This window comes from Fibrobacter succinogenes, from assembly GCF_902779965.1.
GTDB lineage: Bacteria > Fibrobacterota > Fibrobacteria > Fibrobacterales > Fibrobacteraceae > Fibrobacter > Fibrobacter succinogenes_F.
On the sequence record NZ_CACZDK010000035.1, the window covers coordinates 23,425 to 46,527 of the forward strand.

The 23,103-nt window shown below is 46.9% G+C and carries 20 protein-coding genes; 9 read left to right on the forward strand and 11 right to left on the reverse strand.

The genetic code is table 11. The annotated features are described in order from the left end of the window. Nucleotides 1–274 precede the first annotated feature (274 nt). Nucleotides 275–2,140 (forward strand): hypothetical protein, encoded by a 1,866-nt coding sequence (locus HUF13_RS14030; RefSeq protein ID WP_173475709.1) that lies wholly within the window; start codon nucleotides 275–277, stop codon nucleotides 2,138–2,140. A 150-nt stretch (nucleotides 2,141–2,290) separates the two neighbouring features. Here the strand turns inward: HUF13_RS14030 and HUF13_RS14035 are convergent, their stop codons facing one another. Further along, entirely contained in the window at nucleotides 2,291–3,859 is a 1,569-nt protein-coding gene (locus HUF13_RS14035) for a M17 family metallopeptidase (protein WP_304039209.1), read from the reverse strand. Nucleotides 3,860–3,963: 104 nt separating this feature from the next. On the opposite strand from HUF13_RS14035, the gene HUF13_RS14040 reads away from it, so the two are divergent. Beyond that, nucleotides 3,964–4,959: an outer membrane beta-barrel protein gene (locus tag HUF13_RS14040; RefSeq protein ID WP_173475710.1), complete on the forward strand. Its 996-nt coding sequence runs from the start codon at nucleotides 3,964–3,966 to the stop codon at nucleotides 4,957–4,959. Nucleotides 4,960–4,967: 8 nt separating this feature from the next. Next, complete coding sequence (locus HUF13_RS14045) at nucleotides 4,968–5,978, forward strand: calcium/sodium antiporter (protein ID WP_173475711.1); 1,011 nt, start codon at nucleotides 4,968–4,970, stop codon at nucleotides 5,976–5,978. A gap of 131 nt (nucleotides 5,979–6,109) precedes the next feature. Here HUF13_RS14045 and HUF13_RS14050 read toward each other — a convergent pair whose 3' ends face one another. Genes HUF13_RS14050 through HUF13_RS14060 form a run of 3 tightly spaced genes read right to left on the reverse strand, consistent with a single transcriptional unit; the run spans nucleotide 6,110 to nucleotide 9,635 of the window. After that, nucleotides 6,110–8,194 (reverse strand): hypothetical protein, encoded by a 2,085-nt coding sequence (locus HUF13_RS14050; RefSeq protein WP_304039210.1) that lies wholly within the window; start codon nucleotides 8,192–8,194, stop codon nucleotides 6,110–6,112. Next, on the reverse strand, nucleotides 8,194–9,066 hold the full coding sequence (locus HUF13_RS14055; RefSeq protein ID WP_173475713.1) for a PHP domain-containing protein: 873 nt from the start codon (nucleotides 9,064–9,066) through the stop codon (nucleotides 8,194–8,196). The genes HUF13_RS14050 and HUF13_RS14055 overlap by 1 nt, the downstream gene beginning before the upstream one ends. Nucleotides 9,067–9,068: 2 nt before the next feature. Beyond that, nucleotides 9,069–9,635: a hypothetical protein gene (locus HUF13_RS14060; protein ID WP_304039211.1), complete on the reverse strand. Its 567-nt coding sequence runs from the start codon at nucleotides 9,633–9,635 to the stop codon at nucleotides 9,069–9,071. A 46-nt stretch (nucleotides 9,636–9,681) separates the two neighbouring features. On the opposite strand from HUF13_RS14060, the gene HUF13_RS14065 reads away from it, so the two are divergent. Beyond that, nucleotides 9,682–10,266: a viroplasmin family protein gene (locus HUF13_RS14065; RefSeq protein ID WP_173475714.1), complete on the forward strand. Its 585-nt coding sequence runs from the start codon at nucleotides 9,682–9,684 to the stop codon at nucleotides 10,264–10,266. 179 nt (nucleotides 10,267–10,445) lie between these two features. On the opposite strand, the gene HUF13_RS14070 is transcribed toward HUF13_RS14065, so the two are convergent. Together HUF13_RS14070 and HUF13_RS14075 are read right to left on the reverse strand one after the other, a co-directional pair. Then, nucleotides 10,446–11,468: an agmatine/peptidylarginine deiminase gene (locus HUF13_RS14070; protein WP_173475715.1), complete on the reverse strand. Its 1,023-nt coding sequence runs from the start codon at nucleotides 11,466–11,468 to the stop codon at nucleotides 10,446–10,448. Nucleotides 11,469–11,638: 170 nt separating this feature from the next. Beyond that, nucleotides 11,639–12,502 carry a carbon-nitrogen hydrolase gene (locus tag HUF13_RS14075; RefSeq protein WP_173475716.1) on the reverse strand — a complete coding sequence of 288 codons (864 nt, stop codon included), beginning with the start codon at nucleotides 12,500–12,502 and terminating at the stop codon, nucleotides 11,639–11,641. Between the two features lie 158 nt (nucleotides 12,503–12,660). On the opposite strand from HUF13_RS14075, the gene HUF13_RS14080 reads away from it, so the two are divergent. Next, nucleotides 12,661–13,668: a peptidylprolyl isomerase gene (locus HUF13_RS14080; protein ID WP_173475717.1), complete on the forward strand. Its 1,008-nt coding sequence runs from the start codon at nucleotides 12,661–12,663 to the stop codon at nucleotides 13,666–13,668. Between the two features lie 192 nt (nucleotides 13,669–13,860). Beyond that, nucleotides 13,861–14,971, forward strand: a protein-coding gene (prfB, locus tag HUF13_RS14085) for a peptide chain release factor 2 (protein WP_173475718.1) whose coding sequence is annotated in 2 segments (ribosomal slippage) — nucleotides 13,861–13,932 and nucleotides 13,934–14,971 — 1,110 coding nt in all. Because the reading frame shifts where the segments join, the coding sequence is not laid out codon by codon here. Nucleotides 14,972–15,129: 158 nt separating this feature from the next. Here the strand turns inward: prfB and HUF13_RS14090 are convergent. Continuing rightward, nucleotides 15,130–15,300, reverse strand: coding sequence for a hypothetical protein (locus HUF13_RS14090; protein ID WP_173475719.1), 171 nt, complete (start codon nucleotides 15,298–15,300; stop codon nucleotides 15,130–15,132). A 105-nt stretch (nucleotides 15,301–15,405) separates the two neighbouring features. Then, on the reverse strand, nucleotides 15,406–17,070 hold the full coding sequence (locus tag HUF13_RS14095; protein ID WP_173387473.1) for a diphosphate--fructose-6-phosphate 1-phosphotransferase: 1,665 nt from the start codon (nucleotides 17,068–17,070) through the stop codon (nucleotides 15,406–15,408). Nucleotides 17,071–17,587: 517 nt separating this feature from the next. On the opposite strand from HUF13_RS14095, the gene HUF13_RS14100 reads away from it, so the two are divergent. Continuing rightward, the gene (locus HUF13_RS14100) at nucleotides 17,588–17,947 is read left to right on the forward strand and encodes a hypothetical protein (protein ID WP_304039213.1); all 360 of its coding nucleotides are present in this window, start codon (nucleotides 17,588–17,590) and stop codon (nucleotides 17,945–17,947) included. Between the two features lie 70 nt (nucleotides 17,948–18,017). On the opposite strand, the gene HUF13_RS14105 is transcribed toward HUF13_RS14100, so the two are convergent. The 3 genes from HUF13_RS14105 to alr all read right to left on the reverse strand — a co-directional run bounded on the left by HUF13_RS14105 (nucleotide 18,018) and on the right by alr (nucleotide 20,197). Continuing rightward, on the reverse strand, nucleotides 18,018–18,194 hold the full coding sequence (locus tag HUF13_RS14105) for a hypothetical protein (protein WP_173475721.1): 177 nt from the start codon (nucleotides 18,192–18,194) through the stop codon (nucleotides 18,018–18,020). Nucleotides 18,195–18,395: 201 nt separating this feature from the next. Further along, nucleotides 18,396–18,968 (reverse strand): methylated-DNA--[protein]-cysteine S-methyltransferase, encoded by a 573-nt coding sequence (locus HUF13_RS14110; RefSeq protein WP_304039214.1) that lies wholly within the window; start codon nucleotides 18,966–18,968, stop codon nucleotides 18,396–18,398. Between the two features lie 5 nt (nucleotides 18,969–18,973). Then, nucleotides 18,974–20,197 (reverse strand): alanine racemase, encoded by a 1,224-nt coding sequence (alr, locus tag HUF13_RS14115; protein WP_173475722.1) that lies wholly within the window; start codon nucleotides 20,195–20,197, stop codon nucleotides 18,974–18,976. Between the two features lie 688 nt (nucleotides 20,198–20,885). On the opposite strand from alr, the gene HUF13_RS14120 reads away from it, so the two are divergent. Together HUF13_RS14120 and HUF13_RS14125 are read left to right on the forward strand one after the other, a co-directional pair. Then, nucleotides 20,886–21,833: an AgmX/PglI C-terminal domain-containing protein gene (locus tag HUF13_RS14120; RefSeq protein ID WP_173475723.1), complete on the forward strand. Its 948-nt coding sequence runs from the start codon at nucleotides 20,886–20,888 to the stop codon at nucleotides 21,831–21,833. A gap of 101 nt (nucleotides 21,834–21,934) precedes the next feature. Continuing rightward, nucleotides 21,935–23,053: an aminopeptidase gene (locus tag HUF13_RS14125; RefSeq protein WP_173475724.1), complete on the forward strand. Its 1,119-nt coding sequence runs from the start codon at nucleotides 21,935–21,937 to the stop codon at nucleotides 23,051–23,053. Nucleotides 23,054–23,103: the final 50 nt, after the last annotated feature.

Here is a 23,103-nt window from a genome sequence, read left to right on the forward strand (position 1 = left end):
TTGTTTAATCGTAGAAATTAAATAAAATTTATCGAGTAAATTGTTACATAAATGTTATTTGAATAATGATTTTGTAAATAAGCTTGTGAATAACATGTTTGCAATTTTGTCTGTTTAATCCAAATTTTTATTCATTTGTCATTTAATTGTGAATTAAAGAAATTTTTGATACAGATGAATTTGAAATTTTTTTTTGTTGCGTAATTCTTTTTTATTTCAAAAGTTTATATTCTCCCCGCCTTTAATAAAAAAGGCAAATACAAAGGATGATATAATGAATAAAGAATTACTAACAATTGCGTTAGCATTTGGATGCATTGCAGCCAATGCGGCTACAAATAACTATGACCTTCTTGGCCGTAAGGGAAGCAAAATGAACTCCCCGATGGTCTACAGGAACGTTGACTACTCCAAGGCAAAGAAAAACGAACAACAGAAATTGGGCGCTTCTTTGGCAAAGCAAGGCGTTGGACTCACAGGCGATGCTAAAGCAATTATTGGATGGTCTAGCCCGAAAGGTTATGGCTTTAAAAAATGTACTAGTGGAACAAGCTGCGCTTCTTTAACTCTTGCTCCTAGTAGTTTTTCGAACATGAATATATCGGATTATCTGGATAAAGCGAATAAAGTTTTTATTCCCGTTTATTCGGATAATTTGCCGAAATATAATGATACTTATAGTTATCAGAGCGCTGGCGTGACTAGAAGTGGTTACAGCGGTTTTCAGTTGGGGGAAGCTCCTTATGATATGCCTCTTGATGAGTTCCAGTCGCATGCTTCGTATGGGACGATAAACAGCTTGTTGAAAAGAGAGCATAGTGCTAATTCGAATGTTGGCTTATATTTATCTGAAGAAGCAGTTCCGGTTAGATTAAATAAAGATACAGATCCGAATCCTAATGCGCCGTTCATTATTGATGAACGGAATGAGGTGATGGAATCTTTTAACACGATGCCTGGATATGAAATGCGCGCTTCAAAAATGTATAAGCTTGTGCACAGTTTCTCGGATCGTTCTGTGGTTTATGTTACTCGTAATCGCCCGTCCAATCCTGCTAGTCATTCGCACGGACCGCAGACGTATATAGGCGTTCATGGTTATGGAGGTTCCGATAAAACGGCCTATAATTCGATGGCTCGAGATTTAGATAATTACATTTACAATAATCGTACCATAGAAATTGTTGCAGCCGGTAATAACCCCAAAAAAATGTCTGCAAAAGGTTATGCTGTAAATGCGATTACTGTGGGTGCACTTGATCCCTTGACCGGTAAAGAGGCGAGCTATTCGGGTAAAAGCGGTAAAATTATAGATCCTATTTATTCAGAAGAATATGCAAAGCCTGACATCTATAATTATTCGAATTTTTATATAGATGACTTTTATAGAGTTTATTCTTCATCAAGTCGTAAGTATGAATACAAGCCGTTTTATGAAGGCACTGAAGCGGCAACTGGTGTTACCGCTGGTATGATTTCAGATATGCTATCTAAAAACGAATTCTACAAGTGGCATCCTGAAGTTGTAAAGGCTGTAATGCTGAATATAAAGGATGCTGAGATGTTTAATTACGAAGGTCTCGTGGGCAAAAGGCAGTCATCGCAAAAGGATCGTGAATATCAACATCTTTCGATGTATTTTGTAGGTGATGTTAATACGTTAATGAAGGAGGCTGAGTGTGAAGGTCGCTTAGAAAATTGCTATAGCTTTATTTCTTTTGAAGAAAAGAAGCAATTGACGATTAAATTGAGCAAAAGCCATCTTGAAGGATTTTTTGATGTTGAGAAAAGCCGATTAGATGGATTTCGAATTGCTATTTCATGGTTAAATAGTGGAAACGATATAGCCAATCTTGGGGATGTTCCGCAAAAATATAGAATATATGTATATACACGAAATGTAGATAATAGTTATTTCATCCTTCGCAATTGGTCTGATGGAGCTTCAAGGGGGGATCACAGTGGTTATCCCAGCTACCCTTATAATCAACTCTATGATGCTGGGTATTCACCTCGTCATAGTTATTTTGATAATCTATCAGAATTTAAAATTCAAATTGTTCTTGATGAAGAAAATCCAAATTCCGAAAATTATGGTCAAATGGCTTTGGGCGTTGACATAATGCCTATTATATATTAATTAAATTTAAATATCTGATTATATTGTGATATAAAATAAATACGGCCGGACATTCCCTGTTCCGGTCGTTTTTGCTTTAAGAAACGTTATTTAATAACACAACGCTTTTGGCGCTATTGAATTATGCCAAAAGCGCGCGGTTCAATTTTTTTAGCACACTTTGTATTCTTCGCACTGAACGGCGTCGGTGTCGATGCTTTCTTCGCCTTCGCTTTCGTCGCTTGCGCTAGACATTCTACGAGCAAGTTCAATGAGCGTCTGCACGCCAAAGCCTGTTGCGCCGTATTCGGTGTATTTCCAAGCTTTGTTCACGAATGCAGTGCCTGCGATATCCCAGTGAGCCCAAGCGGTGTTTTCTGGAACAAATTCTTGCAAGAAGAGCGCTGCGGCAATGGCGCCAGCGTCGCTTCCGGTGTTCTTGAGGTCTGCGAAATGGTCCTTCAATGCGTCGGCGTATTCTTCTTCCAGCGGCATGCTCCAGAACTTTTCGCAGCAGGCTTCGCCGCAGTTGATAACGTTCAATGCAAGGGCGTCGTCGTTGCTGAAGAATCCTGCAACGGCATAGCCGAGTGCGCGAACCATGGCTCCAGTGAGCGTGGCAAGGTCCACGATGTGCGTTGCACCGATGAGCCCTGCTTCGGCAAGGCCATCCGAGAGCACGAGGCGTCCTTCGGCATCGGTATTATCGACCATAACAGTTTTGCCGTTTTTCGCGGTAAAGATATCTCCTGGTAGCACGGACTTGTTGCCAATTGCATTTTCTGCAAGGCAGCATACGGCGCTCACCTTAATGGGGAGCTCAAGCGTGGCGATGGCTTGGATGGCTGCAAGTGCTGTTGCGGCACCGCTCATGTCGCTAATCATCTCGGGCATGGATTTGGGCGGTTTCAGACAAAGTCCGCCTGTATCGAATGTAAGTCCCTTACCGACAATAACCAAGTGGTCTGCAGAAGTGCGCGCTTTTTTATTAGCGTTTTTGACGGCTTTTTTCCCGCGAGCGGTCTTACTACCATCATAAGAGAGCGTAATCATGTACGGCTCGTGCGAGCTGCCCTTGCCAACAGTCACATGTCCCATGAAGCCTTCTTTTTCGAGTTGCTTCATGTTGCGTACCTTGATTGAAAGTCCCGGCGTGTACTTCGCAATCGTATTTGCATTTTCTACAAATTCAGCGGGGTAGAGGTCCGAAGCGCATGTGTTAATCAAGTTCTTCGCGAGGACAATAGCCTTGTTTTCGATGGCGACATCTTCTGCAATCTTCTTGAATTCAGTGGCATGATCGCCAGCGACGATTTCGAACGTAACCTGGAAGGCTTCTTTCTGCTTGCTCTTGTAAGCATCGAATTTGTAATCGGCGTAGTAGAGTCCGTGCAAAATGCTCTTGAACTGTTCTGGCGCCGCATCGGCAAGCATGATGGAAACCATCGGGATTTGGCGCTTGCTTGCTTTCTTGGCTAGGCGGTATGCTGCCATGCGCAAGTGGTCGAGCGAGGAGAGTCCGCGTTCCTTGGCGGCGTTTACAAAAATGGTAGGCTGGTTGTCGATTTCCAAAAATTCCAAATCTTCGAACGGACCCTCGTCCATGCCGTTCAGTACGGATTCGACTTGCTTTTCGGCTTCTTCCGAGAGAACGTTGGAAAATTGGACAGATTTTTTAACAAAAAATAGGGCGCTAGTATTGGCTTTGCCCGAAGCGGTATTCACAATAATTGTTTTCATATAGCGTAATCTAGTATTTTATAAATGGAACGCTGGCTTTTTGTATTGGTTTTTCGATTACAAAAATACTATAATATTACAATGATTATCATTGGAGGATCAATATGAATCTGAAGTACACTGGAATTTTGACTGCTTTTGCAGTTTCTGCCGTGATGGCTCAGAATACGGCACCTGCTGAAACTGCCGCTCCTGCACCGGCCCCAGTCGCCGAAGTCGCTCCTGTTCAGGCTGAACCGATTGTTGAACAAGCTTCCGCCCAGACTGAAGACAAGTTTACTCAAGCCGAAAAAGAGCTTGCTCCCGAAAATCTCTTTTCGGAACCTACCGCAGTTCGCGGTGCCGACGCTGCAAAGCCCGTCCAGAAAAAGACTACCAAGAAATTCGTTTATCGCCCGGTCTATTCTCCGGCAGAAATTGAACCTAGCCGTGGCAAAGTAAAGACAATTTACGTTTCCGAAGTTGCCAGCGCCGATACGATTGATATGGATCAGCTCCGCGGTCGCATTCCGCTTAAGTTTACGTTTGGTATCCAGGGTTTTGTCGGTAACGCTTTCCTTTCGGGCGATAACGGTCGTTATGAATATGACCGTTATTATGGCTTGACATGGAGTGCTGGTGCATTTGCCTTGTTCCCGTTGGATGAATACAATATGGCGTTCAAGACGGGAGTGTTGTTTGAACACGATAATGTCAGCAACAGCTATGTGGGTGAGGTTGATGACAAAGTGGGCGAATGGCGCATGTCGTTCAGTCGCAATCGCATTTCTTTGCCGCTCCTCCTTTCTTTGAAGAGCGCTAGGTCTAGCTTCTTCTTTGATGTCGGTGTGCAACCGTCTTTCGCTGTTTCGGACAATTTTAAAATGAAGTCTTCGGACGATAAAGTAAATGTCAAGGACGATATGATGGATAACGATTGCCGCTCTGCGATTGATTGGTCTATTGTATTTGGCTTTGGTATTCGCGCTAATCGTTATGTTGGTTTCGAAGCCCGCTTTATTTGGGGACTCAACAACCAGTATGACGACTATAACCGCTGGCCGGTCAATAATCTGTCAACTAAGGCAGTCTCTGTTGGTGCAACATTCTACGCATTTTAGTTAAAAATATGATTCTATCAGTTGCGGCCATTGTCGTGGGCCTTGTTCTTCTGGTCTGGAGTGCAGACCGGTTTGTGGATGGGGCCGTCGGCGTGGCCCAATTTTTTGGCATGAGCACATTCCTTATCGGGATGCTGATTGTGGGGTTTGGAACGTCTGCACCGGAAATGGTCGTTTCCGTTTTGTCTGCAATGAACAACACTCCGCAACTTGCCCTTGGAAACGCTTACGGTTCCAATATTGCAAACATCGCGTTAATCCTTGGCGTGACGGCGCTGATTATTCCGGTAGTCGTAAAGAAAGAGGCGATGAAACGCGATATTCCGATTCTGATCGCAATGACTGTTTTGACGATTTTGTTGCTGATGGATGGAAATGTTTCGTTTGTCGATGGCGTAATTCTTTTGTTCGCATTCGCGGGGATTACCGCGTTCAACATCTTTACGGAACTGCATGCAAAGCGTAAACGAAAAAAATCGGCTGAGGATGCAGATTTGGAAACGCCCGCCGAAAAAGTTTCAATCGTCAAATCATCGTTGTTGTTGCTCTTCGGACTTGTTCTTTTGATTGCAAGTTCGAGAATGCTAGTGTGGGGGGCTATCAATGTGGCTCAGGCGCTTGGCGTGAGTGACTTGCTGATTGGGCTTACCATTGTAGCGGTTGGGACTTCGCTTCCTGAACTAGCGAGTTCTATTGCGGCAGCACGCAAGGGCGAGAACGATTTAGCGGTAGGAAACGTTATTGGGTCTAATATTTTTAATACGCTTGTTGTCGTTGGAATTGCAGCTGTAATTACACCGATCAAGGCTATGGATGCAGAAGTGCTGAGTCGAGATTTGCCGATAATGTGTTCACTCACGCTTTTGCTTTTCTTGATTTGTTTCCCGTTTTTCAAGAGCAAACGCGCAAAAGCATCTCGCAAGAAGAATGAACAATTTGGTTTTGGCCGTATCGGCGGTGCTCTGTTCTTGAGCTTGTATGTTGCGTATCTCGTGTTGCTCGGTGTAACAACTGTGTAAAGCCTTAGATCCTCGCCTTCGCGATGATGACGAGTTCTTAGATCCTTACTTACGTACCTTTGAATAACAAAAAGAGCGGCTTTGCCGCTCTCTTTCGTTTCTAACCACTAGCCACTAACCACTGTTTACTTCTAATTCCCGAATGTCCAGACGATGCCGTACGCAAAACGGAGACCTTCGGGGGTGTAGCCGGATTCTGGTGCATAGATGCTGTGGTTGAAATTCTCGATGCGGTTGTAAAGTTCAAACGAGAGAATCTGCATGCGCGCTTCGAAATCCATCGCGAGATATTTCTTGAGAGAGACGAGCTCCGGCTCGCCTTTTTCGTTGATGGTGCAATCGTAGCGGTTGTTGAACCACTGGAAGTCAACACGTACGCTTACGCCGAGCCTGTCCTTGACAAAGCGGTTTTGCCAATGGATGCTGCCTTTGTAATAAAGTGAAGGTGTGTCGATGAGCTTGGTGCGTGTGATTTTTTGCCCACGTTCTAAATAGAATTTCCAGTTGCCCAAACGGAATCCCACTTGCATCATCCAGTCTAGCGTATGCGCATGGTCGAGGTTTTCGTAGCGGAATGCGGACCCCACAGAATCGGCAACTTCGGCATACGTTGTATCTCTCACTTCCATGGTTTCGTAGTTAGCGATATACGTTGAATGTTTATCCGTTGTATCTAAGCCGCCATTAACAACCCACTTGGGTTTTATCAAATTATTAGCGTGTTCGTAACGCAACCCAAGTCCGTAAAAAACATCGCGTTTTTGCCATACGATATTGGCGGTCGCGCGGTCGCGTATTTCGTATTTCAGGTTCTCGTTAGGGAATGCGACTCGACCCGTTTCTATAAGCTTGAGCTGATTCACGTCGGGGAATTTGTTGTCGTGGCGGTAAGATGCCGTTGCTATCAAATGGTAGGGGAGGAGGTATGTGCCATCGAGCGAAAACGCGGGTGCAAATTCAACGGTATCCAAAAGTGAACTGTTGCGCTGCATGCCGGCTTGTACGCGGAACAGAGCCTTCCCGAAAAGCGTATCCGAAACTTCTGCATAGCCGATTTCGCGGTCTTGGTAATATTTTTGCTTTACCTTATCGTTGCCCGACTCTTCGGTATTCACGAATTCATATTCAAAATGGAGTCTTGGGTTCAGGAACATGTTGTAGCGAGCGTCGAAGTTCCCGAGAATCGTTTCGTAGTTGCGTACCTTGCTTGTGTCGTAATAAGTGCTTTTGATGATGCGAAGTCCGACGTCGTTATATGTCGTATCCTGGCTCTTCGTAATCTTGGGGAGATTGCGCATTTCGATTTCGTGATTGCCGTAATGGATTTCGGTGCCGAGCGTCAAGCCCTTGATGGGGTAAAATTCAGCGCCACCGCCATACGTGCGTGTTTCAAGTATAATTCTATATGGATCCGTCTGGAATTCACGAGATGTCGGGTCAAGTGTATCTAGCAAAACTTTGTGAGTCGAGTTGTCGGCGTTGTCGAGATTTAAATAGTTTATCTTAAAAAATGCCTTGCCATAGCCAAATCGCCAAGTGACAATCGGTTGGAGGTGTATGCTGTTCATCGCGATGTTTCGACCGCCAAACGGAATTTCTGTAGAGTCTCGCCCCATGGCGAAGAATGGCGAATGCGTTACCGGTTGGTATTCGAAAGGCTTGGAGAGCATGTTGGAATGGCTAGAAACTCCGAGGTCGAGGGTTACCGAGTCCGTAATCAGTCGGCGGAATTCAAGGCGGAGGGCGTTGCCTTCGAATGGACCGCGTTCCCAGTTCACATCGGTAATTGGCGTATCGACCGGTATGCCGTGACGTTCTTCAAAGAGAATTCCGTTTTCGCCGTTGAGCGCAAGCGTGGAACCGTCATAGCTTAAACGTGTTGTGTAAATCCCGGCAAGCTTGCTCGGATAGCGCTTGCTAAGTGTTCCGATTCCAAGCGACCTTGCGGGGAGTTCCGGACTGCCAAGGATGGACGTGCCAAGCACCCATTCAGACTTTTGGCCCGAAACGTCGTAAGTGCGCTGCATGACTTCGCGCAGCGGAATGACCCAACGGCCTGCGTCCGTTTCTCTTGGCGCTGGGTCTGGGCCGTTCACCGTTTCAAAAATGGAATCCTGCGGAGTCGGGAGCACGCTTTTTTTGGCGTGAATGACATCGGCAAAAACGCTTGAAACAAGCGCTGACAAAACAGTAATTAGAAAAATTCCACGATTCATTAGAACCATTCTGCACGAGATTTTTCGCGCCTTTCTCGGAGTGCCTGGACGACGGTGTAGGGCATTTTCATGCAACCTGGGAGGTAGGTTCCGCTTTCGGTGTGAAAGTCTGAACCGCCGGTGCCCACAAGCCCGAACTTTTGCGCCATTTCTTTGTACTTGCGGCCAACAGCCCCCTTTTGCGCCGGGCTGTAGACTTCCATGCCTTGTATGCCCCATTCCACCATGTTTTCGATGAACTGGTCGCTGAGGCCGGACTTGTATGGGTGGGCGAGGACGGCAATGCCACCCGCATTTTCGATCAAGCGAATTGTTTCTTGCGGGTTCAACCCCTTCTTTTCGACGAAGGCAATGCAGCCGTCGCCAAGGTATTTCGTGAACGCCTCGGAGAAGTTCGAAATGTATTCTTCATCGACGAGCGACATGGCGATGTGCGGACGCCCAATGATTTTACCCTTGCAGTATGAGTGCACTTTTTCGAACGTGATGCCAATGCCAAGTGCGTTCAGTTTTTTGATAATCGCCTTCACGCGTGCAATGCGCTGCTTTGCGAAATCCTCAAGTTCCATGTTGAGGGCGAGGTTCGTCGGGTCGCAGAAGTAGCCTAGAATGTGGATGTCCTTGCCTTGCCATACCGCAGAAATTTCGATTCCCGGAATGATTTCGAGGCCGATTTCCTTGGCGGGTTCTTCGGCAAGCTTGTAGCTATCAAGATTATCGTGGTCCGTGATGGATATGCAGCGAAGTCCTTTGCGTTTGCAAAGCATGAGCAATTCATCGACTGAAAGATTGCCATCCGAGAGCTTGGTGTGCATGTGCAAGTCCGCATAGCCGCCATTTTCAGTGATGATTGTCGAAAACATCTTTTGCATGGCTATTCCCCGTTATCCTTTGTAAAATAGCGAGCCATCATCCTTGCTGGTGAAATTGTCTTGAGCGTATGCAGACTGATGTTTAAGAACGGGTATTCACGAACGCAATCGAATCCAACGCGCAGCGAAGCTCCGCTGACTAAAGCGAGGTACAAAAATTGCGGCTTGTAAGGTCCAATGTAGACACAGGCGAGAGGTTCAAACGCTTTTATTTGGGATTCTAGCTTTTCGAAAATAGATTCCCCGTAGCGGCAACCTTTATCGGTGTAGTAAGAGGCGTTTGCTTTTTTCTTTTGTAACAGAATCTCTAGATCGCCGTGGGCAATGAATAGAATGGACTTGAAACTTTCTTTGGGAAGTTCGTCCAGAATGACCTTTGCAATTTTTTTGTCCTCGGGCATAAAGAACAGCGTTTTTTCGTGTTCTTGTAGCGACTTTGGAAACGAAAAAGCCTTTGTGTTCTTGATTGGACCAGCCTTATACGCAAACCAGCGATACAGCAATGGTCTGCAAAGTAAGCGCATTGCATAATATTGTTTGTCGTCGGCGAAATACTGCGAAGAAAACAAAGGAACTCCTATTTTTTATTTCGATAAAAATATATAAATTTGCGCCATGCCTAAACAAAAGTTCTATGCTGTTAAAAGCGAAAATGAAAAGAAAATCGTGACCACGTGGACCGAATGTGAAAAACTGACTCACGGAGTTAAAGGTGTTTTGTTCAAATCCTTCGGTTCCCGCGAAGAAGCGCAAGCGTGGCTTGATGGGATGGAAGCGCCCGCTCCTGATGGAATCCGTGTATTTGTTGATGGATCATTTTCTCCAGGCTTTGGCCCTGCGGGATGGGCTTTTGTTGTAACTGAAGACGATAAAGAACTTGCGCGAGGTTCTGGAATAACCGCATTCGATGCAGAAAGCCGCAATATTGATGGTGAAGTGATGGCATCATTCCAGGCGATGAGATGGCTCGATGCGCACGATATAAACGGCGTGATTTGCCATGACTACGAAGGCATAGCGCGTTGGGCCAAGGGCGAATGGCAAGCCAAGAGTAATATTGCCCAAATGTACGTAAAAGCGGCCAAGCCGTACTTGCACCGCGTTCAGTTTGAAAAAGTGGCCGCCCATACAGGCGTTAAATGGAATGAACTTGTAGATAAACTAGCGAAAGAAGCCATCGCAAAAGCAAGGAAAAAATAGACGAGAGACCGCTTCGCTGGTAGACGAAAGACGAGAGAGGCGAATGCAATGGATACGCTTGCGTATACATTGCTGAGCCGACCTGTCTTGGCTTGAAGAGCAAAGACGAGAGATATGATTGCTATAGTTCTTATTTTCTTTCGTCTCTCGTCTATAGCCGCATTGCGGCGTTCTTTCGTCTAATCATTCTCATGCTTGCTCATGCAGTGGAGACTGCCGCCTTCTTCAATCACGGTGCGGCAATCAATGCCTATCACCTTGCGGTCTGGATATACGCTTTCGAAATAGCTCTTGGCCTTTGCATCGTTCGGGCTCTTGTATTTCGGGAAGATGAGTCCTCCGTTCACGTATATGTAGTTCATATACGATGCCGGGAGAATCTGGCCGTCATCGAGCACGCGCTGCGGTGGGAGCGGGAGCGTATCGACCTTGGCGTTTTCGTAATGATCCTTGAGCCAGCTTTCGATGAACTGTTTGGCTTCGGTCAAAATCGCGTAGTTCGGGGAGCGCTTGTTGTCGGTCATGCACATGACAACGCGGTCTTTTTCCACGAATCGTGCGACGTTATCGATGTGGCCGTCCGTGTGGTCGCCATGCAAACCGTGCGGGAGCACGAGCAATTCCTTGAGGCCAAAGGCCTTGCAAAGAGCCTTCACGACTTTCTTCAAGTCCTTTTCATCATTGCGGTTCTTGCCGACGAGGCAATCTTCGGTCGTGATTCCGAGACCGTCACCGTTGACTTCAATAGCGCCGCCTTCAAAAATGAACGGAACGCTTTCGTTGAGCGGGAGTCCTTGCTTTTCGGCAATTTTTTGCGGGATGGCGTTGTCGAGTCCCCATGGCGGGAACTTGGCGCCCCAGGCGTTAAACTGCGTTTCAGTGACAACCTTCTTGTCGCCCTTCTTCATAAAGAACGGACCGTAGTCGCGAATCCAGATATCGTTCGTCTTGATGACGATGAAGTTCACCGGGAACGGACGATTGGCGAGAGCCGCCTTTTCTTCGTCGGTCAAGAAGTTTTTGGCGGGGAGCAATAAGTTCACCGGCTGGAATTCCGTGATGTTACGGATAAGTTCTACGTAGAACTTGCGGATATTGATGCCGCGTTCACCATACCAGTTCGTCTTGTTATGCGGGAATGCTAGCCATGTAGCGCTCTGCTTTTCCCATTCCGCCGGATAACGAATAGAATTTTTCGTCATGGATTAAATTCCTTTTTTATTTGCTTAGAGACTTGTCATCCTGGAGCGTAGCGACGGGATCCATAAATATTTCCGTTTCATGTATGGATTCCCTCCTGCGCTACGCTTAGTCGAGAATGACTATCACTGTCTACTTCCTACCGTCTACTTCCTACTGCGGCTCCGCCGCTCTAGTCTGCCCAAATTTTTAAAATGTCCTTGTACAAGTCCACGCGTCTGTCGCGGAAATGCGGCCACCAGCGGCGATTTTCCTCGGTTTCGGCAAGGTCGAGTTCGACGTAACTTGCTCCCAAAAATTCAGGATCGCACTTTTGCAAAATGTAACCGTCCGGTGCAGCGACAAAACTTGTGCCCCAGAACGTGAGGTGGCCTTCGACGCCCGAGCGGTTTGCTGCAATAACAAACGTGCGGTTTGCAATGGCATGGCCACGCATCACGGTCATCCAGCTGTCTTGCTGACGCGGGTAGATTTCCTTCGGCTCAGAATCCATCCAACCAATAGCGGTCGGATAAATTAATACATCGGCACCCTTCAAACTCATGATTCGAGCGGCTTCGGGGAACCACTGGTCCCAGCAAATGAGCACGCCGAGCGTGCCAGCGCTTGTCTTAATCGGTTCAAAACCGGTGTCGCCCGGAATAAAGTAATACTTTTCGTAGAAAGCCGGATCATCAGGAATGTGGCTCTTGCGGTAAAGGCCAGCGATGCTTCCATCGCGTTCGAACACGAATGCCGAGTTGTGGTAAATACCGCGAGCGCGCTTTTCGAAGAACGGGAACACGACAACGGCGTTCAGTTCCTTGGCGATGGCCTGCCATTCGGCGACAATCGGATGATCTTTTTCGATAGCAAGGTCAAAAAAGTCCGCATTTTCCTCGAACGGGAAGTACGGAGTGTGGAATAGTTCCGGGAGAACCAAAAGGTCAATATCTTTACCTTTGAGCTTGAGAGCTTCGTCCTTATACCACTTGTTGTTGGAATCGAAATCCCCAGTCCATTTACCTTGCAGCGTATATACTTTTATTTTTTTCATGTGCAATAATTTAGCAAAAACAAGCCGTACATTCAATTTTCTGTAAGAACATTGTTTTGTTTGCGTAAAATCACGCTGATGATACGCTCGCGCGTTGTAAGTTTTCTATATTAACCCTTGAATTTTAAAACCCTTGAATTTTTATAAAAGGATAAATAATGTCTCTTAAACTTATTTCTCGTGGTGCTGCTGCCGTGCTCCTGACTGCCGGCATTGCCTCTGCTCAATTGATGAATTCGAAGAGCCTCGACGTTATTCGCGTCGAAAAGACTGGTATTTCTGGTGGTAAGATTGATAGCCTTGCAACCATGCTCGGCCAACAGCAGGCTCCGGGTCAGAAGTTGTCTGATGAAATGATGACTCAACTTCGCTATGCGGTTGTAGATAATCTCGTGGGTCAGGAACTCATAAAGCTCGAAGCTAAGAAGATGGGTATCAAGGTCTCTGCTTCTAAGGTTGACAGCTTGACCAACCTCTTCAAGAAGCAGTTCCCGAGCGAAGACGCTTTCCAGAAAGAACTCAAGAAGTCTAACACGACGATGAAGCAGTTCAAGGAAAAGATTGAAGACCAGCTCAAGAGCGAAGAAATCCTCGTGAAGAAGGTTCCGTATCCGAAGGACCCGACCGAAAAGGATCTCGAAGCATTCTGGCAGCTCAACCAGTCTAAGGTTGCTATCAACGACACCATCAGCGGTGCACGTATCTTCATCTCCACCAAGGGTAAGAGCGCTCAGGAAATCAGCGATGCCAAGGACATGTTGAAGGGTCTTGCTGCTCAGGTTCGCTCTAAGAAGGCAACTTTTGCTCAGCTCGCTGCTATCTATAGCGACGACAAGGAAGCAAAGAAGACTGGCGGCATCATGAATAAGTTTGTCGCTAAGTCCAAGAGTGCTGCTTTTGCTAAGGCTGTTGGCAAAATCAAGGTTGGTGAAATCTCTGAAGTCATCACCGAAAATGATGGCGTTTCTATCTTCATGCTTACCGAAAAGAATGACGGCAAGTTTGAAAGCTACAGACACCAGATCGATTACATTTTGCGCGTGCAGCGTGAACAGGAACGCCAGGCTAAGCTCAAGGCTTACCTCGACGAACTTGGCAAGACCTACAAGGTGCAGTACCTCGACAAGAAGTACGAACCGCCTCAGGCCATCGGCGCTGCTAAGTAATTTAGAGCTATGAGGGCGGTCGCCTACGGCAACCTTTGAGGTATGAGCTCGGCACGAAGTGCCTTTGGGGTTTAACCCTCAAAGCGAAACGACCTCAAAGCACCAACGGTGCGACCCCATTACCCAAAGGATGCTGAACGGCATCCTCTTTTGTTCTGGAAGATGAAAAAAATTTGAAAAATGGAGATGTAAATGGCATTCAATACAACTCATACCGGGCTTATCGAATTGCGCAGTCGCATAGATAAACTCTGGGGGTATCTTTGACTTAGAAGCAAAGACCGAAGAACTCTACGTCCTTGAAAAAGATTCCGGCGACCCGAACCTGTGGAATGATCAGGAGAAGGCGCAGGCAATGATGAAGAAGATTGGGAACCTCAAGGGGCTCCTTGATTCCTGGAAAGAAGTTTCCCAAACGTGCGATGACCTTGCTGAACTTTATGAAATGAGCAAGGATGAGGAATCGGCGGACCTTACCGCAACGCTCGAATCCGATATCGCGGAACTCAGGGCGCGTGTGGAGAAGATGGAGTTCAAGAAAATGCTGAACGGGCCGGATGACGCCTGTGCATGCCTCATGTCTATCCATCCGGGTGCAGGCGGCACAGAATCCCAGGACTGGGCGCTCATGCTTTTCCGCATGTACACACATTTCTTTGAACGCGAAAACATGGACTTCAAGGTGGTGGATTTTCAGGAAGCAGAAGATGCAGGCCTCAAGAGTGCAACGATCGAAGTCACTTGCGAAAACGCATACGGATTGCTGCGTTCGGAAATTGGCGTTCACCGCTTGGTGCGTATCAGCCCGTTTGATGCCAACGCTCGCCGCCATACGAGCTTTACTGCTGTTTATTTGTACCCGGAACATGAAGATATCGAATTTGATTTGGACATGTCCGAAGTGCGCGTCGATACATACCGCAGTAGCGGTGCAGGTGGTCAGTACATCAACAAGACCGATTCCGCAGTGCGTATGACCCACTTGCCGACAGGCATCATGGCGAGCTGCCAGACGGAACGTTCGCAGATCCAGAACCGCGAAACCTGCTATAAAATGCTCAAGACCATGGTCGCTGAACACTACCGCTTGGAAGAAGAAGCGAAGCGCGATGCTCGCATGGCCGAGAAGAAAAAGGTCGAATGGGGTAGCCAAATCCGCAGCTACGTGTTGCAGCCATACCAGATGGTCAAGGACTTGCGCACTGGCGTGGAAACCTCGGATACCGCAGGCGTGCTCGACGGAAAAATCCGCCCGTTCATCGACGCTTATCTGCTGAGCACTAGCGAAGGGAATAAGGGGTAGGAAGTTAGAAGTAGGAAGTAGACGGTAGACAAATGCGTAGGGCGAGTGAAGCAGGATTGCTTGCAAGCCTATTTCCGAGCCTAGCATTTGGTGCTTGAGCAAAGCGAAAGCACAAAGTAGACAGTAGGAAGTGGCGGGTTTTGCCCGCCATTTTTCTTTTACTTTAAGTTGTACTTTTCCTTGATAGCGATGCGTTCTTCTTCTGAAAGGTTCTTGAGATAGTTCTTCCAGCCAGGGCAAAAGTTTATATGGAATCGCCAAATGCGTCCAATCAGCGACTTGGGGCTTTTGTCGTATTGTGCGCGGATTTTGCAATTTGCACAAGCCATTTTTTGACACCTTTTGTTGATTGTGATTCTTCTTAATATACAATAAAAATACTCCCAGCGAAAGCCAGGAGTATTTTATTTTTTGAAAGCGTTTTGAAGTAAAAATTACTTCATAGCACCGCGTTCGAGCTTGATCGTGAAGTTCGTGATATCGCAAACTTCGCTCGGACCCCAGTACTGGATCGGACCCGGGTAGGTGTAGGATTCAGTCTTAGCCCATTCGTCGCGGCGAGCGGCGAAGTACTTGAACGGAGCGCTCATCGGGCCATCGAGTTCAACGAGAGCCTTGCGGATAACCGGCTTGTCTGCACCGTGACGGCGTTCGATGTTCATCATCATGGTAATCGGAAGGCCGCCAGCGACCCAGTTTTCGATACCCTTGGTGACGTTGCGAACAGAGCTCATGTAGCCGTTCATGTTATTGAGGGCGAGAACGGATGCTGCAAAGCCGAGGCTGTAGCAGTAGTCAGCGTCGAAGTTGGACGGAGCTGCGCAACGGCCTTCGTAACCGAAGAAGTGGTTGAGAGCAGAGAACTTGCCCTTGAAGTCACCACGGTTCTTGAGTTCCTTCTTGACCATTTCGATGATGAGCTTTTCAGTTTCGATGAGGGAAACCTGAACGTTGCCATGACTGTCGCGTTCGAGCATGAGCTGGGCCTGGATGCCAGCCGGGAGGCTCTTGAGGACTTCAGCGGATTCAGCGCTGACCCATGCGCAGAGCTTTTCGACCTTAGCAGCCGTGTCGAGACCTTCGACTTCGGCTTCGTGGTGGGCGAGGGCTTCAGAAAGTTCAGAGATAAGGACACCAACGTCCGGGATGAATTCGAGGAGGCCTTCCGGAATGAGGGCGACACCGAAGTTCTTGCCCTGAGCTGCACGAGCGTAAACAACGTCAGCAACCTGGTTGATCACGTCCTTGAGCTTCATCTGCTTTGCCTTGACTTCTTCAGAGATAAGGCAGATGTTCGGGTGGGTCTGGAGAGCGGCTTCGAGAGCGATATGGGAAGCAGAGCGGCCCATGAGCTTGATGAAGTGCCAGTACTTCTGAGCGGAGTTAGCATCGCGCATGATGTTGCCGATGAGTTCAGAGTAGGTCTTCACAGCGGTGTCGAAACCGAAAGAGGTTTCGATGAATTCGTTCTTCAAGTCACCGTCGATGGTCTTCGGGCAACCGCAAACGCAGGTCTTGACGCCCTTGGACTGGAAGTATTCACCGAGAACAGCAGCGTTCGTGTTGGAGTCGTCACCACCGATGATAACGATAGCGTCGAGGTCGAGCTTGTTGGCAACAGCGATGCACTTGTTGAACTGTTCTTCAGTTTCGAGCTTGGTACGGCCAGACTGGATCATGTCGAAGCCACCGGCGTTGCGGTAGGCGTCCATCTTGGCGTCGTCAATTTCAATGTACTTGCCGTTTTCGAGGCCGCTCGGACCGCCGAGGAAACCGAAAAGGACGGAATCCTTGGAAACGGACTTGATGCCGTCGTAGATACCGGCGATAACGTTATGTCCACCCGGAGCCTGGCCACCAGAGAGAACCACGCCCATGCGGAGAGCCTTGCCAGCCTTGGCTTCGGCTGCTTCGAACTGAACAACCGGAAGACCGTAAGTGTTCGGGAAGAGTTCCTTGATCTTGGCCTGGTCGCTAACGGATTCCGTAGCAGCACCCTTGTTAATCTTCACGCTGAGGGCGCCATTCTTGAGGGACACCGGGAGCTTCGGCTGATAGGCCTGACGGGCCTTGGTCAGTACAGAGAGATTTTCGGACATTGTTTATTCCTTTTGTTAATCCCGCAAAAAAGCGGGTTTTGGTTAAAATCCGCGCGTAAATATAGTAATTATTCTTTTCAAGAATCAAAAAGTACGTTATGCGGGCGGGGCCCCAGCTCGGAGATGACGCCTCCGGCGTCAGCGGCTTCACTCGGTTATGCCGGTCTGCAAGCAGCTCGTCGCAACACTCGTTTTGCACGCTACTGCGAAGAAAATACCCTGGCCGACGCTTTTACTTTCTCTACGATATGCTTTTTATACATTTGTATATCAAATCACGCTGGATAAGAGTAATTTCAGAGATTTTTTTTACGAAATGTGATATTTGTCAAATTTTTGTACAAATTTTTTAGACAATTTCCCCAAATGAATGTAAATTTTTACTATATATTTCAAGCGTAATAAAAATGTAATATTCTGTATGGCGTTTCTTATTACGAAATACAATTAAGAAGGTGAGTGTATGAATGTTTTGATATGGGGATCAGATACAATTTTAGGGCATGGATTGTTGTCCATGCTTAAAGAAATGAAAGATGGTGTGGTCAATGCCATCGGAAATATTGAAATCGGGGAAATATTTGCCTGCGATTCAAATTCCGAATTATCCGATATTGATGAAGCCTGTGCTAACGCCGATTTCGTGTTCAATATGTCTTATGGTTTCAAGTCGGACAAGCTTATTGAAGGTTTGAACGTTCATAATAATACTTGTCCAGTCCTTTTAAGCAATTCTGTGGGCGATATAAGACTATTCCGTGAATACGCTCAGAGCAACAATGTGCCGATCCTCGAATGGGCTCCTAATTACGATATGGAGCTTTTGAGCATCGAAGCACAAGTCTATGACATTATCGGCGCGCTCCAATGCGCATAGTTTAGACGAAAGAATGGACTGAGATTCTACGGACGAAAGATATCAGGCGGCCTTTGAGCCGCCTGTTTTGTTATTTTCCTCGAATCTGTTCTTCTGAGAGATTGAATCTTTTGATAAGAATTTCTATGGGGACGCCGTCTTCGTAAAGCCCTTGCGCTGTACGGAGCTTTTCTTCTGCTATTTGTGGGCGGAAATAGTCTCCAATACTAACGAAACCGTATTTTTGTCCGATGTTTACGAACGCCATGTTCAGCTCCTTTAGGAAATCTTTGCCAAATATATACTTGTTTTTTCAAGCAGACAAGACGCCTCGTTTCGCGGCATTTTTTAATAAACTCTTTTCGGGAAAACAAGAGATATTATGTGTCGGATTTATTTATCAGTGGTTTTTATAAAATAGTTTGACGTACTTTTTGCGTTTAAAAGGTGCTTTATCCAGTAAATTTTTTTATTCCAGTATTAATTCATTCGGTAAGGCTCCCTCCATGCAGAGGAGCCTTCTTTTTATGCCGACTCCAAGCGCGTAACCGCTCAAGTGCCCACGGCTGTCGATAACGCGGTGGCAAGGAATTACCACCTGTAGTGGATTGTTGTGCAATACATTCCCGACCGCGCGAACCGCCTGTGGATGACCAACCTCGATTGCGACTTGCTTGTAAGTCCTGGTTTTCCCGTAAGGAATGTGCCGCGTGACTTCGAGAACTTTTTTCTGAAACTCGGTGCCGTAGATTTTTATGGAAATAGAAAACTCGCAGAGCTTGCCTGCGAGGTACAAATTAAGTTCATTCACAGCCTTACGGTAGGCGTTGCGAACGCGGTTGTTTATTTGCAATTCCGAGTCTGGGCTTGCATAAGCGCATGCTTGAACATTGCTCGGAGTTGCTTTTACTTCGTCTGTATTTTCCTGAAATTTTAGACCACAAAGTTTAGATCCTTCGAAGATAAAGGTCCATTCGCCCCAGACATTCCGGTGGCTTATCTTTGTGAATTTCGGGTCATCAAACTTCATACCATGCGGCATATCTCCTAGCGCAAGGGGTATTCCTTGTATTCCTGTACGCCGAATTCTTCCTTGAGGAAGTCCCAGCGCACAAGGCGGTTTTTCCAGTAATACTTGCGGTACAGGCGGCGTGCCACGCGGCTTGTTAGTTCGTATGGAATCGTGTGGTGTTCGTCGGCAACGCTTTCCATCGAAATGCGGAAGTCGAGTTCGCCGTTTACGACATCAACTGTTTCGCCAACTTGCACATCTGGAATGTGGCTTACATCGACCATTGTCGCATCCATGCACACGCGTCCGAGAATCGGGCAGAGCTGTCCACGGATAAAAACAAATCCCTTGTTGTATTCGCCGCGGAGGTAACCGTCACCGTAACCGATGGCGATTGTCGCAATGCGCGTGAGCTGTTGGGCTGCCCAGTAACCGCCGTAGCTCACTGTTTCGCCGGGCTTCACGTCGTGCACGTGGCGGATAGTGGACTTGATTTTCATGACGGGCTTGAGCGGCCATGGTGATGGTGCTGCTCCCATGCAGTTGTAACCGTAAAGGGCAAGGCCCGGACGCACCATGTCGAAGTGGCTTTCGGGGTGTGTGAGCGTGCCTGCGGAACTGGAGCAGTGGCAGATTTCCGGGCGCAGTCCTTCGGCTTCGAGAACGTCTACGAGACGGGAGAAACGTTGAATCTGAACTTCTGTTTTTGGATTGCCCGGCATGTCGGCTGTAGCAAGGTGCGTGAACATTCCTTCGAACTTCAAATGCTTGAGGGATAGTGCCGCGCGAATGTTGTTGAAGTCTTCGGCGTCAAAGCCGTAACGGTTCATGCCCGTGTCTATCGCGAGGTGCGCCTTGCAGGTGGTTCCCGTTTCGCCAAGGAATTGGTCGAATGCCATTGCTGTGCGGATGTCGGTAATGGCAGCCGTGAGCTGGAATTCGACAAAGTAGGCGAAGTCTGCGGGCGTGCAAGGACCCAACACTAGAATTGGCAAGTCCATGCCATATTGGCGAAGAATCATGCCTTCGCTAATGTGGGCTACGCCAAGGTAGTCGGCACCACCGAACTTGGCGGCAAAAGAGCAGGCGAGGCTTCCGTGGCCGTAAGAGTCTGCCTTGACGGGGAGTAAAATCTTGGTCGAAGCCGGAATTTGGCTTCTGATAAACTTGATGTTTTCACAAAGGGCGTCTAAATTGATCTCAATCCAGTTCGGGCGCGCAATTTTATTTAAGTCGGGAGGAGTAGATAAAAGTTTCATGATAGCAATAATATAGTCAAGTTTTAAGATTGTGTAGTGGATGGGAATAAAAGTTACTAGTTAATAGTTAGTAGTTACTAGAAGATTTTTGTTTGAAAAAGTCTAGTAACTTCAAACTCGGAACTTTTGCGAAGCAACCTCAGCAACTCAAAACGCTTAACTGTCGCAAAGCGGCTATACGTTCCAAATTGGAATAAATTACACTGGGCTAAGTTTTGTAAAATTCAAGGGCTGTGATAAAATTCAAAATTGAGCGCGAACCCAATAACTACGCGCAAAGCCTTATTTTATCTAAGTTTACAAAGCGTCGTATGAAATTTTCTTTACTATTTTGCGCTGTTTTCTTGAAATTTTTATTGGTACTTTATGGGTGTGATAAGGGTTCGGGTTGTTTCTTACTTTTGATAAATGAATAAAAAAAGTAAGCGGTTTGAACAAAATAATATCCCTTATTTGGTGATACAGATTTTCTGACATTGTTATATACAAACGTGATAATTGCGTACCTCAAGTGCGTAGTTAAAGCGTGCGATAGTTTCGCGTAACAGTTCGATTAAAGGGCTTGCCTTAAAGTCCTGTTACGAAATGTTGCCATTCGGCAAAAGGATTGCTCCGCTCACGGAGTAGTTGGTTTGCTGATACCAAAAAACATAAACATCCAAAAATCCTGCAAAGGGAGGATAAAATCATGAAAACGACAAATAAAAAACAAGACGCGTTCATCGCATCCTTGATGCCTGATTCTGACAAGAAAATGGTGCGCATTGCAAGCTTATCGCTGATTGTCGCACTGGCTCTTGGCTTTTGGGCCACGACATATGAACGAGTAATCGACGAAGTGTTGTTTGATACACCAGATAGCATTACCGTCGCAAAAGTAACCATGGCAGATCCTGTCAAAAAAACGGATGAAAAAAAGCCTGATATAAAGAAGAATAAAACTGTTCCGCCGGATCATCGCAAAAGGCAAGGTGGTGGAGGAAAGCCGAGTGGAAAAGGAAATCCGAAAGCTGCTCTCGAACGAGGCGTGCTCAAGATCCTGACTGCTCTGAAAAATAATCCGTCCGCCGATGCTTTTGTTGCGCTGAATCAGAAAACGGCGAAGGACATTGACAAGGTTCTTTCAAAAGTGAATGGCCTTCAGACTCATGGAACAACAAAGCTTGGCGGACGTCGAGGTCCTGTAAATGCAGGATTCAACGAAGGGTCGTTTGCTGGTGGTTCCGGAGGAATTGGCGATGCGCTCGGTGGCTTAGTCGGTGGCTCAGCAGGTCCTCTTGGAACTAAGGCGATGAAAGGTCATATTAAGGCGCCAAATCCAAATGAAATTGATATGGGTGCTGGTGGCGGATCCCGCTCTGCATCTGATATCATGAAAGTTGTGCGTCAGAGAACACCTGGACTTCGTCACATTTACAATAAGCACTTGAAGAAAAATCCGGGATTCCAGGGCAAGGTCACATTGAGGTTTACGATTGCGCCGGGTGGTGAAATTATAAACATGGCTCTTGTTTCTTCTACAACGGGTTACAGCGCATTCGATAGCGATATCAAGAATGCAGTAGCTAAATGGACTTTCGGTGTAATTAAATCGGGTAATACGACAGTGACGATTCCATTTACCTTTACGGAGTAATGAAATGGCGATTGGAGTAGAATAAAGACAAATAGATTTTTAAATTTAAGTCGGCGATTTTTGTCGCCGACTTTCGGTGATTTTAATTTATGGGGTAAAGAATGAAGGATCCTCGCATTACGCAACTTGCAGAAAATTTGATTAACAATGCTATAGCGCTCAAGGCTGGCGAAAACATTTTAATCGAAACGACCGATACACCGGACGAACTTTCGACTGAACTTATCAAGGCTGTCGCTAAAGCCGGTGGCAATGCATTTGTCCATAATTACAACAGCCGTGTCCGCCGCGAAGTTATCCGCTCGGCATCCGAAGAACAGATGAAACTTTCGGCAGAACTTGCTATGGATGAAATGAAGAAGATGCAAGCATATCTCTCCATCCGCGCCATGAACAACGCAATGGAAAACTGCGACATCGACGATAAGAAAATGCTTGCATACAGGACCATCACGCAAGACGTTTTGAATTACCGCGTGAACAATACGCGTTGGTGCGTGCTCCGCTGGCCAAACCCGTCGATGGCTCAAGGCGCAAAGATGAGCACGGAAGCTTTCGAAGACTTTTACTTCAAGGCTTGCCTTGCCGATTATCCGAAAATGCAGCGCGCTGCCCAGGCGTTGGTCAATCTCATGAACAGGACAAACAAGGTGCGTCTTGTTGCGCAGGATACGGACATCACGTTCAGCATCAAGGACATTCCGGCGGTGCCGTGCTGCGGCAACATGAACATTCCCGATGGCGAAGTTTATACGGCGCCTGTGCAGGGGAGCATCGAAGGCGTTATCCATTACAACACGCCGACGCTTTACGAAGGCAAGCAGTTCAGCAACATCCGCCTCGTCTTCAAGCAGGGTAAAATTGTCGAAGCCACATGCGAAACAGGTGACAACAAGAGCCTGAACGCAATATTCGATACGGATGAAGGCGCGCGTTATGTTGGTGAATTTGCAATCGGTTTCAATCCGTTCGTGCTTTCTCCGATGTGCGACATTCTGTTCGATGAAAAAATTGCTGGGAGCATCCACTTTACGCCGGGCATGTGTTACGAAGATGCTCCGAACGGAAACAAATCCGCTATCCATTGGGACTTGGTGCTGATTATGCGTCCGGAATACGGCGGTGGTGAAATTTGGTTCGACGACAAACTCATCCGTAAAGATGGACTTTTTGTGGTTGATGAACTCAAGTGCCTAAATCCGGAATCGCTTGGCGGTTAGTTGCAAAAATATTATATTATTGCATAAACCTCAAAAACTTATTATAAGGA